The following is a 14,134-nucleotide window of genomic DNA, read 5'->3' as shown; positions in this document are numbered from 1 at the left end:
CAGCAATTGCCCGTCGGACCAAGTCTTCGGTCGGTCGGATGCCAAACATCGTGTCCTGATGTCCAACCCAGATCACGCGTCCCGCATCCAGGCCCGCGATCTTAGGAAGCACGGACCGAGGTACGCGGCGCCCTTCGAGGACGGCGAGCCACTCCTTGGAGAGTCTTTCCGCTGCAGTTCCCTCGGGAGGCAGGACTTGGTCGAAAAGGCGCGCACACACATCGCCATCGCATCAATCGCCTTCAAGGGGGCTAAATCGAAGACTTCGTGCCTGGCTCGCACATGTACCTGCGGATCGTTTGCTCCGATCGCCCGAAGGAATGGGAGACTTCACGCGGAGAAGCACCTAAGGCACGACTATGTCGATAAATATCCCTGAGTAGTTTGTAGTAGGTCATATGTTCAGAATTCACTTCCCGCTCACTTTCAGTGCATCTGATAGTAGTGTTCAGGCTATACAGAGAATTATACAGCACGTCGACGAAATTTATTTTTGCAATAATGAAGTACAACATCCCTACAGACAAACAGGGGGACCAAAATGTTGAAAAGAATCGCCGCTATTCTCGCCTCGGCCGCGAGCAAAATCATCGGCTCGATGCCGACGGCTGGAAAATGGCTGGACGACATCATTAGTTGGCCGTTCAGAACCCTTTTCGGCGGCGGGCGGGAAGCTCCGTCGTATACGCCTGACATTCCAGCCGCGAACTACGTCGATGTCCTCAAGAACGCCCGCGAGACCGCGGCATCCCAGGCGAAGAAGTTCGACCGGAACATCATGGAATCTGTCCTCGAGTACTGCCGCGCGCACCCCGACGCTCGAGCGACCATGAAGCTACCCACAAACCTCGATCCTCGTATTCAGGCAAAGCTTCTGGTGATGGATGACGCCGCGCTGCGCGCGCTCGCGAGAGGTGGCGCGAGCCAATTGAAGAGGTTCATCGAAGGCATCCCGAACGACGCGGCGATGTCGCGGGGCGACATCGTACTTTGGAAGGCGCGCGCGAATGCCGAAAAAGACGCCGCCCCGTTCGTTCACCAGAGGGCGATGGGTTTCTAAACGACAAAGCCCGCCTAGTTGGCGGGCTTTGTCGTTTCAGGGAGTTCGTCTCCTGCCTCCGGCGGGACGTCCGGGGCGCGGTCAAGGATCGCAAGAGCCTTCTCGACGACATCGTCGACATCGACACTCTCGCCGCGATCAAGCTCGCCGAGGCCCTCGGCGACGTTTTTCTGCTCGGCGCGGATCGCGGCGAGATACCGGGCGTGATTATGGGGCTCTTCGTACGCCAGGTCGCCGTAGTGCCGTTTCAGCAGCTCCCATTCTCGATCCGTGATTGTCATGCGCGGCCGACCAGGTTATTGATGACCGCCTGGCGCTGGGCGCATGCCGTACGGAGACCAGCGACCTCCGCTTCGAGTTCTGCGATCAGCTCGACGGCGACGCGAGCGACGTTTTCCAGCTCGCGGGCATGCGTGGACGCCGCGTCGAAGGCGTCGTGGTAGCGGCGCTGATAACGAGCCTCCGCTACGGCGTCGAGGGCATCGGACACACCGCGCGCCAGGCACATTGCGCCGCCCGCAACCATCATCATGCCGCCCAAGTTAGCCATAGCCGCCTGGTGTGCTGGTGCGCCAAAATTCGCCATGTGCCTGCCTCCGTCGTCGTTGTCAGGCGCTCCTTGTGCCGGGCTCGATTCCCCTCGGCAAGTCGACACCGGTGAAATTGGCGATCGATCCGTTAACGGAGCTCATGTAAGGCGTTCCGCGTTGTTGGTGTGAAAGGAGAGCCGACGTGAAGCACCCGAGACTTGTTCGCCTATGGATGTCATCGCTACAGGACCCAGATACTCTGCGCCGCAATGACATCAAGCGTACATTTGTCCATGAGCCCACGACCGTTAGAGATATGCTCGCGGAACTCGATGCGCAGCGCGAACGGGAGGCACCTGTAGCCCTGGCGTACGTACTCTCGGTGCTAACGGTAGCCGTGCCGATCGGCGGCCTGATCTGGTGGCTAATCGCGCGGTAGTCTGCCGAGGATCACGCGATTGCCCACGGTGTTGCCGCACGCTCGACAGCGCAGGTGTTGGGCGACCTCACTAAGAATGATGCTCGAGCGCCCTCGTTGCAGTTCCCATCGATCAAGCCAAGCTTCCCGTTCGCACCGCGCGCAACGGCCGCCGATGCATTCCCACTGCATCATGCTGTTGACGTCACGCATAACATCCTCGGCATCGCCGACGTAAATTGGCTGGCCGCGTCCGCCCTTGGTGAGATCGATGCCACGTCTGTGTTTCATGCCTCCATAGAACGGAAAGTGAACAAAATAGTCAATCCTCGGCCATGGGTCGTTCACGGCTTCCACGACGAGGTCGATCTCGACGAATTGACGCGTCGGGCTTGTCGTCCATTGCGGCTTCGAGCGCAGCGTTGATGAGGTCGTCTTCCGCGGCCTGGACAACGATAGCTTCAGCTTTCTCTTTGGCTTGTTGCTTCCGGGCGTCGGCGATGTTGTTGATAACGGCCATCACAAGCATCGAGTGGATCAAGACATTGGCGGTTCCATAGTTGATCTCGCCGCGACCGATCTGCCCATGCGCCACGCGGTTTCGGTAATTCCGTCCCCGCGGATCGGAAAACACGAGCCGCATATAGAAGGTCAAATCTTCTCCAAGCGCTTCTTTCACGATGGGATTTGCCAGCATGTCGCCCATGTTGAGTGGAATTTCTCTCCCTGGCATGGTCGGGTGGGCCTTGTTCACCGCTTGATTGAGGCCTCGGACAAATTCCCTCAGCGCGCATTCGATTTGCGGCGTCAGCACGAAGACGGTTTTGACATAGTCGCCGTCGATCCAGCCCTGGATGGCGCTTTTCACGAGAGCAATGTCAGGAAAAAGCCCGTCTTTGTTGGCGAAACCCGCCAAAATGTGTGTGTCCAGATCGTGTCTCTCAACCGCATATTCAAGCGACTTGTCGAGCCATAGGACGTCGGTTTGCATCAGGAACGAAGCGTGATGGAAAAGGCGGCCGTCGGGGTCTTCGTCAACGCCTCCGACTTTTGCCATCACGTGATCGTCAGCCAGTATCTGCATAGTGATCATCGAAAGGATGGGTGACTCTCGCTTCATGCTTTCACGCCTGTCAGCGACCCTCGGCACGAAAGCATTCGCGATACGGGCAAGGGAATTTCCGAGATGGTCATCGACGAGACCTTCGACAAAGCTGTCGACGTCCTCCTTGGAAACCTTCGTTTGCCAACTCATAGGCTTCATCTCATCCGAAGCTCGAGCGATAGACTTCTCGCGCTCGATTTTCAGTCGGTTTACGTTCTCTTTGTCTCCAGCGAGTTCAGCGTATTCGACGGCATCCTCAAACCACGACATTCCCTGAAGACCCGATGCCTTTCCGCAAAGTGTCTCGAAGCTCTCGGAAACACCTTTCGCGATCCTGACGAAGTCTTCCTTCGAGCCTAGCTTCCGATAGTGCTGAAGAAGGAGGTCTGCGGCATCCTTTTGTCCGAACGGATCGAACCCGGGTTGGCCAGACCCAGTGTTCGCATAAATCGCTTCCAGTCCGTCTACGAGTTCCTGCTTCTGGGCATCGGTCAGTCCGGCCTTCTTGTTGCTGGCCAAACGACGATAAGGTTCGCTCCAGCGGTTCCCGTCGGCGACGCCGCGGCGGAAGAGATCGAGCAAGAGATCACGAGCTATCGTAACTCGCTCTTTGTCATTGATGGACAGGGCCAGTTCCAACGCCCGGCAGGCGGCTGGGACCATTTCGTAGCGCTCGATCAACAGTCCATTGGTGACCGCAGATACATAGGCGTCAGCCGCGATCTTCGCGAAGTTAACGTCTCGCTTGCGGCCATCGACATGCCGCCCCAGCTCCCACAACAGGTCTGCGTACCGAGCCTTGAGAACCGGATGTGCAAGTGCCTCCGCCCGAGAGGCCCAGAGGTCGAGAACCTCGCCGTCCAACTGATCGGGATCGGGGCTATATAACACCGTGCCGTTCTCGTAAGTGGAACTTCCCATCGGCCCGAAATATGTATGCCATGGGCCTTGCTGCGACGCGTCCTCTTGAAACTGAAATGCAATCATATCCGGCCACGCTCCGCCCTGCGCGATCTTGTCCTTCAATGCGCTTTGAGCCCCAGCCAAGGCAGCGCTTATGGCATGGGATGTGGTCGGTTCGCCGCTCGTATCAATTCCCAACAGGACGGCTTCGAATTCTTCTGGAACTGGCAAGCCGTCCTCCGTGAAGAGTTAAAACGCTCTGAGACTGATCGGATTTGCTCAGCCCGAGTAATCGCTCTCCATATCCCTCTCCAAGTCGCTCTCCATGTCCACCTTCGTCTGAAGGAGGTTCGCGGCCCAACTTTCCAAACCATCGAGATAATCGGCGAGCTGTTCCATGTGAGTTGCAAATACCCTAATATTCACCAACCGCAGTTCTTCCTTGATTGAGCGCTCGTGTTTTACGGGGAGACCTGATTTTTTCGGCGGGCGCACCTTTATTGTAGCATACCGAAAGCGTTGCCCGTCGGGGTCGTGTTCCTTCAACTGGCTAAGATACGAACGCACCCCCTCTATATCTTCGGGCGGTATGCCATCTGCACCGCCAAGCCGACATACTGGCTCAAGCATAGGTGCTATCATCTCCCAAATAGGTGCGAGATCGTGTCTCCCGAGGTTCCATTCATCGTCGTCGGAAATCGGGTGATCTAGAAGTCTGGCTATCGTCCTGAAGACATCTTTGAGAACAAGTTCAAGATGATGTCTGTAGAGATAGAGTATCGGATACACCAACGAGTCCTGATCGGAGTGGGTCTCACATACCTGCATCGCCAAACGGCGCGCAGCCACCCGGAAGCCCTTCTTGTAGGGATAGTTGACGTTGTGCCAGTAGGATATGCAGGCATTCGTGCCTGACTCTGCCGAGCGGAAAAGAACGTCCTCTGGCCGCGGCGGTGGAGATTTTCCGAATATCGACTCTGAACTTTCCAAAGTAGCGCCACTCCTATTTCTTGTTGCCATTGCCGCCTTCGGTCCACCGCCGATGGCGTTGCTTGAACCAGCTCAGGTCCGGCACCTCATAAGGCTTGGGAGCAACGGTCTCCTGCTTTGGCAATTGATACTCGATATCCCGCGCCTTTCCGCAGATCGCCTTTAGTTTTCCTAGAAAGAGGGAGACGTCGCCGAAGTAGTTGGGGAACGCAGACACGATCGACGCCGCTTCTTTCGCATCGACGAGGACAGCGCTGTTCTCCGCCAGACCCGATTCTTCCATTGCCATTTCTTCGTGCTGCAATGCGAGAGCACCTACAGAGGGGTCGGAATAACCCTCTACGCTGACAGTATGATGGACATTGTCGTAGCGGATCAGGAATACCCTCGCGTCGCCAGACAGAATGTACGAAGCAATGTACCGGGTGGTCGAGCGGTGGTTCTCAAGAACGTCCGTCGCCCTGAGAATGTTGTTGCAGTCCCGGATTTCATCGAGGCGCTGCCGCCTCCCTGACGCCACGCGGTCGAGCTCACAGCCTTCTTCGAAGGAAAACTCGTCGGACATCAGGCGAAAGAATCGAAGCCACTCCGCGCTGCCTTTGCCGGATTTCAGCTCCTCCAGCCTGGTCTGGCCTACGACCTCGACGGCGGTCGCCCAGGAATGTTGGAGCTTGGTGCGAATTTGGAGTTCTACACGCCGCCCACGATACGCCGCCCGATCCGCCTCGCCATCGAAACGAAAAATGACGTGGTGGCTGCGGTACCCGTCAGGCTTTGCCTTATCTACGTAGTTCTTGTGATTCCGAACCTCGTGCGGCACGCGCTGGCATTCGGCCACTAGAGCGTTGACACCGTTGATGTCGTCCATTATCGCGCGACATCCCCCCAGGTCCTGCATCTGGTCCAGCTTACCCGGGTGCCGCCTCAGCTTTCCACGGATCGACGACATGCGCTTCGCCCGCGCGACGACGTCACCCGATAGCTTCAGATGGCGCATCCGATGTGCGATCGAGAGCCGAATGCTTTTCATCGGCAGCACATGGCTGTCACGCCAACTATTCGCGACGGAAAAGACCCGACGAACCTCATCGTCATAGTCATCCCACGGAATAACGTCTTTCAAACGCTGTCCCGCCCTCGCTACATCGTGCATGCTGTATTCGTAGACCGGATAGCTCGACAACGTTCGTCACCGTGAATCTGATTTTGTTCACGCAGACAATAGTAGAGTTCAAGAGCGTTTTACAACTCGACTTCTCGGCGATCCCCCGCTGAATGCGAACGAAGGTAACGGAGCAGTTCTACATCGAGGTCACGAGGGTCAGTCCAGCCGATCACACGATACTGGTCTCGCCGCATATTGCGGTTTGACGCTCAGGATATCGTACATGTTGTACATCGCACTCTCCTCAAGCCAACCCGCAGTTCCGCCTTTCCAGTCGATGTAGAGCGCGTATCGTTGGGTTACGGAAGATTGCAGCCGCTTGGGGCCATCGAGATCGTAATGGTCTTGGGGGTAAGCGCGCCCCAACTCGATCGAGAACTTCGACAGATAGTCATCGTTCCGAACGGCGACGTTGTCGAAGTAATCCGTCATGTTTCTTGCTGTTTTCGGATCGTACCGCCCGATCTCGATCTTATCAGACGTGTCGCCGTCAGTGATCGTGACGTTGAAAAAATGCGGATACACGGTGTCATCGACATCAAAGGACATCATGAAAGCGGGACTGCTCGAGTTCTGAGGGTCGGGCGCGGTCATAACGAGGCACGACGCTCTCCTAGCTTCTGCATCCGTGATCATCACCATGCTGGCCGCTGCAAGGACACCTAGATATCGAAGCATTTACTTGTTCCCGATCACCACGCGATAGACGACGGCGCATAGAAGCGCGCCGACTATGGCGGAGCCAAGGACATATCCGAACTCCGCAGGCGACGGGTTCTTCAGGAGTCCGACAACCGTAAACGCTCCACCGATTAACGCTCCGAAGAGCGCCGCACCTCGAATGCCCTGTGGCCTTGCATGACCGTCCCCCCCCGCAACCAAGGATGTACGTCAGCGTAACCAACGGAGATTGTCAATTCCGGCCGGCTAAATTTGGTCCTCTGATGTCCGGTGCAAAATATCCCTAGAGCGCCAGGAAGGCGCATAGGGAGAACTGACATGAGAGACAGCGTCGAAGACCTGATAGTCTACTCGGTTCGCATAAACGACGGAGCAGTCCAGAGCTTCACGCCGCGCTGCACGCTTGGGGCCGTCGCGGTTGCCGTAGCTGTCGGTACGCTCGAATACCAAGAGGCGAAGGACGGAATCGCCGTCGTCGAAATATGGGTCGAGGAGCATCTGCCGGACTACCCGCCGATGTTCTACGAGGCGAGCTGGGACAAGTACGGTGCCTTCAAGATTTCGCATCTCCCAGGATGCGATCGTCGCGCCGACGACACCGTGATCATGAAAGCATATCAGGGGCGTGGGGAGTTTGAATGGTACGAACGCGTAGACGGGAACTGGAAGCCGCTGGCGATGTGGCAGCCCCAGCAAGCCTGATTCCAGACGTCCGTTCCCCTACCGTTCTGCGTTGTCAACACTGCCCAAATGTTATGGGCGTGTTATGGGCTTCATAACACGGCGATCTTGGTGATGGATTTGAGATGGGAAAATTCTCCCCTCTCCCTGTAAGTCCTTGTGACTATTCGACTTACTGGGAGAGGGGAATGGTACGGTTGGGGGGTCTCGAACCTCCGACCTCAGGTGCCACAAACCTGCGCTCTAACCAACTGAGCTACAACCGCACAACGGCGCGTCGACCGCGCTTGGTGCGTCACATACGGGCAGCCGCACCATTTTTCAAGCGTTTTTTGCATGCTTGCACATACGAAAATGGCCGGGCTCATGCCCGGCCATTTTATCATGCCGTGTAAAACCCTGCCAAGCGGGGCTTAGGCGGTCTTGAAGGACTTCATGGCCTTCTCGGCGGCGGACTTGCCGGGAGCCGAGACCTTTTCGGCAACCTTCTTGGAGGTTTCCTGAAGGGTGCGGGCCTGTTCGACGACGACTTCGGCCTGCTTGCGCAGGAAGGCGGTCTGCAGTTCGAACAGTTCGGAGACCGACTTCACGCCGAGCAGGGCTTCCATGTGGGAAAGCGAGTTTTCGGCATTGGTGCGCAGCGCTTCGATGGCCTTGAGGCCGAGTTCGACGGAGCCGGCCTGGGCGCTTTCGAGCGTCGCTTCGACGGTCTTGGTCGCGTCTTCGGCTGCTTCCTTCATCTTGGCATAAGCTTCCTTGCTCTGAGCGGCGCCCTTTTCGGCGAACTCGCGGAAGCTTTCAGAGACCTTGCTGGGGTCGATGGATGCGATGGAGAATACGTCGTCGGTCTTCTTGGTAGCCATTGTCTGCGCTCCTTGGTTTGGCCCTCTCTAGAGGCGCCGTGTTCTTGGATGAGCCGTATATAGACGATCTCTTTTCGCATTGCAACAAAATTGTGCGGTGCACAATAATTCGAGGCGGCGTTAACCCTTCTGCCCGAAAGCCCGGGCCTTTGCGGGCGAGGCGCTGGACCCTCCGCACATGCACCGCTATTAATAAAGCGTTAATCGAAAGCCGGGGCCCCGGAAGCAGACACAGGCCTGAATATGTCCGCAAAGCAGTATCCCTTTATCGACGTCGCCGTCCATGAACGGGTGCGCCTGCCCTTCGCCCGGGGCGAAGCGGTCGTGCTGTTTTCCAAGGACATGGCGCGCGTGCTCTGGTCGAATGGCCGGGGCGCCGCCCTTTTCGGCCACGACAACATCTATGATTTCCTTGATGCCGGACCGGACCGCGCGGATGTCGCCTTCCGCCAGCTTTCCGCCACCGCCCAGCAGGTGCAGGCGCCGGGCGAGCGCCGCAGCTTCATCATGCGCATCGGCAGCGGGTTTCGCAGCGTCCCGGTAAGTTCGGCGGTCGAGGGCGTCACCATCCGCCCCGGCGACGAGGCGATCCTGTTCAGCACACCCGTCAGCGCCGGCCGACAGAGCCAGCAGGACGCGGCCGCCGCCATGCTCACCGGCTTCGACGATCCCGACACCCACATGGCCGTGCTCGACGGTGACGGCACGATCATCGCCGCCTCGGCGGATTTCGAAAGCCTCGCCGTCAGCCCGGAAACCCGGCGCGCGCTCGTGGAGGCCGCCGGGCGCAGCACGGAGCGCCTCGTCAAGCGCCCGATCGCCACCGGCCGCGGCAACCTGCCCGCCGCCATCGGCCGCATCGCCACCGATCCGGCGCTGCACCTGCTCTTCGCTGTCGAAACGATCCTCGGGCATCTCGATCCGGACGAGGCCGAGCCAGCGCCGGCGGCTATTGCCGCAGTGGAAGCTGAGGCAGAGCCGGAGATCGAGACCCCTGTGGCGGAGGAGCCGCAGGTCGAGGACGTGCCGGAAGCCGAAGCGGTTGAAACGGTTTCCGAGCCCGAAGCGGTCGCCTTCGCCGAGGAAGAACCTGCAATCGAAGACGTTTCCCCGTTGGAAAGCGCCGACGAACCGGTTGCGGAAGCGCTGCCGGAAGTCGACGAGCCAGTCGCGGAGGAACCTGAAGTCACCGTCGAAGACGTCGTTGCGGAAACCGTGGAAGAGGCCGAAGCGGCGTTTCCGGAGGAACCCGTCGCCGACATCGCCGAAGCGCCCGTTGAAAAATCCGGCTTCGTCTTCAATCCGCAGGGACGGCCGATCCGTTTCGTCTGGAAGATCGATGCGGAGGGGCGGTTCAGCGAGATCTCGGAGGAATTCGCCGCCGCCGTCGGGCCGCATGCCGCGGCCATCTCCGGCGAGCGTTTTACCGATGTCGCGGCCCGCTTCGACCTCGACGCTGAAGGCAAGATCGGCGACCTGCTGCGCCGCCGCGATACCTGGTCGGGCAAGACGATCTTGTGGCCGGTCGAAGGCACGGCGCTCGTCGTGCCGGTCGATCTCGCCGCATTGCCCACCTATTCGCGCAACCGCGAATTCGACGGCTTCCGCGGCTTCGGCATCGTGCGCATCGCCGATTCGAGCGAGGACCCTCATGCGCGCGGCCTGACGCTCAGCCACAGCGTCGAGGCCGCCGAGGAAGAGCAGACCGTTCTGGTGGAAGAGGTTCTGGCCGAAGAGGCGGGTACGCTGTTGGAGGACGCGGCGGAAGGGCTGACCGAAACGATCGAGATTCCGGATCATGCCTCTGCGCAGGTGACGGACGACGCTTTCGCGGCACCGGATGAGACGGTTGCCGAAGAACCCGTAGAGCCCGAGGAAACCGCAGACACCTCCCCGGCTCCGGAAGAAGAAACAACGCCGGCCGTGCCGGCCGATGACGAACAGGATGCCTTCCGTGGCGAGCGCCCGGCGTTGCGCCTGGTCGAAAACCCGGCCCGCCGCCAGTCCGACAAGGTGGTGCAGCTCGAAACCCGGCGCAATCGCGGCGGTCTTTTCGATGGTCTCTCGACCGGCGAGCAGGCGGCGTTCCGCGAGATCGCCCGTCAGCTCGGCGAGACTTTCGGCAAGCGCAAGCCGGAGGACCGTCCGGCAGGCGACCGCGCTGCCGAAACGCCGGCTGAGACGATCCGCGACGAAGAGCCTGAAATTGCAGCCGTCGTGCCCACGAGGGGCGAAAACGATGCGGAAATGCCGGGCCTCGAAATCGGCCCGCATGCCGACGACCTCCTGAGCGAGGACCATGCCGAGACGCGCACGGCGATCGCTCCGCCTCGCCGGCAGATGGATTACGGCCTCACCGCCGCCGTGGTCGACGCTCTGCCCGTGGCGTTGCTGGTGCATGTCGGCGACCGGCTGATCCATGCCAATCCGGAATTCTTCCGCCTGACGGGTTATTCCAGCCTCGACGACCTCGAAGCCTCCGGCGGGCTCGAAATCCTGCTGGGCGGCCCGGACGAGGACGCCGGCGATGGCGACGGCACGATGGCGCTGCGCCATGCCGATGGCGAGAGTGCCAGCGCCGTGCGCGCCCGCCTCCAGTCGATCCGCTGGGAGGACGGCACCGCGCTGATGCTGGCGCTGACGCCAATCCAGGCCAACAAGCCGACCCTTTCGCTGGTCGAAACTGCGCCCGCGCCCATCGAGACCGAGGAGCGGAACGCCGACCATGCGGTAGCCTCGGCACTGCGCATCGAGGTCAGCGAGCTGCGCTCCATCCTCGAAACCGCCACCGATGGCGTCGTGGTGGTCGGTCAAGAGGGCGACATCCGCTCGATGAACCGCTCGGCAAGCGCCCTCTTCAACTATGACGAGGACGAGACGCGCGGCCGGCCCTTCGCCATGCTTTTTGCCCATGAAAGCCAGAAGGCGGTGCTCGATTATCTCGCTGGCCTCGCCGGCCATGGCGTCGCGAGCGTGCTCAACGACGGGCGCGAGGTTATCGGCCGCGAGGCTTCCGGCGGCTTCATCCCGCTGTTCATGACGATGGGCCGCCTCTCCTCCTCCTCCGGCTATTGCGCGGTCATCCGCGACATTACCCAGTGGAAGCGGACCGAAGAGGAGCTGCGCAACGCCAAGCGCGCGGCCGAGACGGCGAATGCCCACAAGAGCGATTTCCTCGCCCGCGTCAGCCATGAGATCCGCACGCCGCTCAACGCCATCATCGGCTTTTCCGACATGATGGCGACGGAGCGCTTCGGCCCGATCGGCCACCCGCGCTACATCGAATATGCCAACGACATCGGCCGCTCCGGCCGCCATGTGCTCGATATCGTCAACGACCTGCTCGACATTTCCAAGATCGAGGCGGGCGAGATGGAGTTGGAGTTCACGGCCGTCGGCCTGAACGAGACGATCGCGGAAGCCGTGTCGCTGGTGCAGCCGCAGGCGAACGGCCAGCGCGTCATCATCCGCACCTCGCTTTCGGCCAATGTGCCGCAGATCGTCGCGGACCTGCGCTCGATCAAGCAGATCGCGCTCAACATCCTGTCGAACGCCATCCGCTTCACGCCGGCCGGCGGGCAGATTGTCGTGTCGACCGCCTACGAGCCGAACGGCAGCGTCGTGCTGCGCATCCGCGACACCGGCGTCGGCATGACGCGTAGCGAGCTGGAACAGGCGATGAAACCCTTCCGGCAGGTGACGACGGGTGCGCGCAAGCGTGGCGACGGCACCGGCCTCGGCCTGCCGCTTACCAAGGCGATGGTGGATGCCAACCGGGCGAACTTTTCAATCAGCTCCACGCCGAACGAGGGCACGCTGGTCGAAGTGAGTTTTCCCTCGCCGCGCGTGTTGGCAGATTGACCCTATTGGGCTAGACCGGGAAAAACGCTTCCCCGCGCCCCTGCCCCGGCAGGGATTGCCGCATCGTCGAGGTAAAGCCTTGCAGGTCCTGTCTGAAAGCGTGCCGGCGCATAGCCAGCTCCGGCGATCCGGCGCCGCCCGCCACCCGCTGCTCTCAGTCACCGCCGTGCTGGCGGCCCTCATCGTGCTGATGCCGGCGATCGCCATCGTCGTCATTGCCGCGACGGGCGGCATGGAGAGTTGGCCGCATCTCATCAGCAATGTCATTCCACGCGCGACCCTGCGCACGTTGATCCTGCTGGCCGGCGTCGGCACCATCAGCGTCGTCGTTGGCGTCGTGACGGCCTGGCTGGTCGCGAGCTGCGAGTTTCCGGGCCGCCGCCTGCTTTCCGGCCTGCTGGTGCTGCCGCTCGCTATTCCCGCCTATCTCGGCGCTTATGCCTTTGCGGAATTCTTCTCCTTCACCGGCCCGGTGCAGACCGCCTACCGTGGCCTTTTCGGCTTCCAGACGAGTCGCGACTACTGGTTTCCGGAGGTGCGCACCACGGGCGGCGCGATGCTGGTGCTCTCCAGCGTGCTCTATCCCTACATCTATCTCTCCGCGCGCTCGATGTTCCTGATGCAGGGCCGGGCGGCGGCGGATGTCGCACGCACGCTCGGCGCCGGTCCCTTGAAGGTCTTCGCGAAAATCCAGATCCCAATGGCGCGGCCGGCGATCATGGTGGGGCTGACGCTCGTCGCCATGGAAACGCTGAACGATATCGGCGCCGTGGAATATCTCGGCGTGCAGACGCTGACCTTTTCGATCTTCGACACCTGGCTCAACCGCGGCAGCCTTGCCGGTGCGGCGCAGATCGCCTGCGTCATGCTGGTCTTCGTCGTCTGCCTGATGCTGGTGGAGCGCGCAGCGCGCCGCCGGCAGCGTTTCGCCAGCCAAAAGACCACGGCGGCCGTGCATGATTCGGTGCGCCTCAAACTCGCGGGCTGGAAAAAATGGGCGGCGAGCCTCGCCTGCCTCGCGCCGCCGGTCATCGGTTTCGCCATTCCGGTCTTCGTGCTCAGCGGCTATGCCGCGCGCCGGCTGGAGCAGTTCGTCTCGACGCGGCTGCTCTCGGCACTCTGGAACAGCGTGCTCGTCTCGGCATCGACCGCGCTCGTCGCGGTGTTGCTCGCCTTCCTGCTCGCCTATGCCGCGCGCACGACGCGCTCGCGGCTGAACGCCGCCGCCGGGCGTTTCGCCTCCTTCGGCTATGGCGTGCCGGGCACGGTGCTGGCGATGGGCGTGCTGATCCCGCTCGCCAATTTCGACAATGCGGTCGATGCCTTCCTGCGCGCCCAATTCGGCATCTCCACCGGCCTGCTGCTCTCCGGCACCGGCTTTGCCATCATCTATGCCTGCACGGTGCGCTTTCTCACCATGGCGGAGGGCACGATCGATGCGGGTTTTCACAAGCTCTCGCCGCATCTCGACATGGCGGCGCGCACGCTGGGGCGCACCAGCGGCCAGACGCTGCGGAGCGTGCTCTTGCCGATGATGCGGCCGGCGACGCTGACGGCGGCGCTGCTCGTCTTCATCGAAACCATGAAGGAACTGTCGGCGACAATCATGCTGCGCCCGTTCAACTTCAACACGCTGGCGACGCTGGTCTATGAGGATGCTTCGCGGGCGAAGGTAGAGGATGCCGGGGTGCCGGCCATCATCATCGTCGCGGTCGGGCTCATCCCGGTCTTTCTAGTATCGCGATCGCTGGATCGACATACCGGGTAAAAAAGAGGGCGGCAAAAGCCGCCCCGATAGTTTGAATGCTGTCCAACGTAAGCGTGGGTGAACGGCCTCATGCCATCGGGGTCGGGTGCGACCGGAACGCCCATCATCG

At 60.7% G+C, this 14,134-nt stretch carries 12 protein-coding genes and 1 tRNA gene; 4 read left to right on the top strand and 9 right to left on the bottom strand.

Annotation, left to right across the window (positions count from 1 at the left end):
- The first annotated feature begins 541 nt into the window (after positions 1 to 541).
- Positions 542 to 1,060, top strand: coding sequence for a hypothetical protein (locus J2Y63_RS20605; protein WP_435267599.1), 519 nt, complete (start codon positions 542 to 544; stop codon positions 1,058 to 1,060).
- Between the two features lie 14 nt (positions 1,061 to 1,074).
- Here J2Y63_RS20605 and J2Y63_RS20600 read toward each other — a convergent pair whose 3' ends face one another.
- From J2Y63_RS20600 to J2Y63_RS20570, 7 genes are all read right to left on the bottom strand, one after another.
- Positions 1,075 to 1,341 carry a hypothetical protein gene (locus J2Y63_RS20600; RefSeq protein WP_435267598.1) on the bottom strand — a complete coding sequence of 89 codons (267 nt, stop codon included), beginning with the start codon at positions 1,339 to 1,341 and terminating at the stop codon, positions 1,075 to 1,077.
- On the bottom strand, positions 1,338 to 1,646 hold the full coding sequence (locus tag J2Y63_RS20595) for a hypothetical protein (protein WP_435267597.1): 309 nt from the start codon (positions 1,644 to 1,646) through the stop codon (positions 1,338 to 1,340). The genes J2Y63_RS20600 and J2Y63_RS20595 overlap by 4 nt, the downstream gene beginning before the upstream one ends.
- A gap of 368 nt (positions 1,647 to 2,014) precedes the next feature.
- Positions 2,015 to 2,299, bottom strand: a complete 285-nt coding sequence (locus J2Y63_RS20590) for a hypothetical protein (protein WP_435267596.1) — start codon at positions 2,297 to 2,299, stop codon at positions 2,015 to 2,017.
- 31 nt (positions 2,300 to 2,330) lie between these two features.
- Positions 2,331 to 4,247, bottom strand: a complete 1,917-nt coding sequence (locus J2Y63_RS20585; RefSeq protein ID WP_435267595.1) for a DUF4209 domain-containing protein — start codon at positions 4,245 to 4,247, stop codon at positions 2,331 to 2,333.
- Between the two features lie 48 nt (positions 4,248 to 4,295).
- A complete protein-coding gene (locus tag J2Y63_RS20580; protein ID WP_435267594.1) occupies positions 4,296 to 5,036 on the bottom strand; it encodes a hypothetical protein in 741 nt (246 codons plus the stop codon).
- A complete protein-coding gene (locus J2Y63_RS20575) occupies positions 5,020 to 6,189 on the bottom strand; it encodes a RelA/SpoT domain-containing protein (RefSeq protein ID WP_435267593.1) in 1,170 nt (389 codons plus the stop codon). The genes J2Y63_RS20580 and J2Y63_RS20575 overlap by 17 nt, the downstream gene beginning before the upstream one ends.
- Positions 6,190 to 6,327: 138 nt before the next feature.
- Positions 6,328 to 6,813: a hypothetical protein gene (locus J2Y63_RS20570; protein ID WP_435267592.1), complete on the bottom strand. Its 486-nt coding sequence runs from the start codon at positions 6,811 to 6,813 to the stop codon at positions 6,328 to 6,330.
- Positions 6,814 to 7,170: 357 nt separating this feature from the next.
- Between J2Y63_RS20570 and J2Y63_RS20565 the strand changes: the two genes are divergently transcribed.
- Positions 7,171 to 7,554 carry a hypothetical protein gene (locus J2Y63_RS20565; protein ID WP_435267591.1) on the top strand — a complete coding sequence of 128 codons (384 nt, stop codon included), beginning with the start codon at positions 7,171 to 7,173 and terminating at the stop codon, positions 7,552 to 7,554.
- A gap of 168 nt (positions 7,555 to 7,722) precedes the next feature.
- Here the strand turns inward: J2Y63_RS20565 and J2Y63_RS20560 are convergent.
- Together J2Y63_RS20560 and J2Y63_RS20555 are read right to left on the bottom strand one after the other, a co-directional pair.
- A tRNA-His gene (locus J2Y63_RS20560) sits at positions 7,723 to 7,799 on the bottom strand.
- Between the two features lie 147 nt (positions 7,800 to 7,946).
- The gene (locus J2Y63_RS20555) at positions 7,947 to 8,396 is read right to left on the bottom strand and encodes a phasin (RefSeq protein WP_256120680.1); all 450 of its coding nucleotides are present in this window, start codon (positions 8,394 to 8,396) and stop codon (positions 7,947 to 7,949) included.
- A 243-nt stretch (positions 8,397 to 8,639) separates the two neighbouring features.
- Here J2Y63_RS20555 and J2Y63_RS20550 point away from each other — a divergent pair, with 243 nt between their 5' ends.
- Both J2Y63_RS20550 and J2Y63_RS20545 read left to right on the top strand, forming a co-directional pair.
- A complete protein-coding gene (locus J2Y63_RS20550) occupies positions 8,640 to 12,257 on the top strand; it encodes an ATP-binding protein (RefSeq protein WP_435267590.1) in 3,618 nt (1,205 codons plus the stop codon).
- A 190-nt stretch (positions 12,258 to 12,447) separates the two neighbouring features.
- A complete protein-coding gene (locus J2Y63_RS20545) occupies positions 12,448 to 14,025 on the top strand; it encodes an ABC transporter permease (RefSeq protein ID WP_435267679.1) in 1,578 nt (525 codons plus the stop codon).
- The last annotated feature ends 109 nt before the right edge of the window (positions 14,026 to 14,134 follow it).

This window comes from Shinella sp. BE166 (assembly GCF_051201095.1).
In the GTDB taxonomy this organism is placed as follows: Bacteria; Pseudomonadota; Alphaproteobacteria; order Rhizobiales; family Rhizobiaceae; genus Shinella; species Shinella lacus.
Note: the sequence above shows the minus strand (reverse complement) of the source record. Positions and strands in the feature narration are given on the sequence as shown.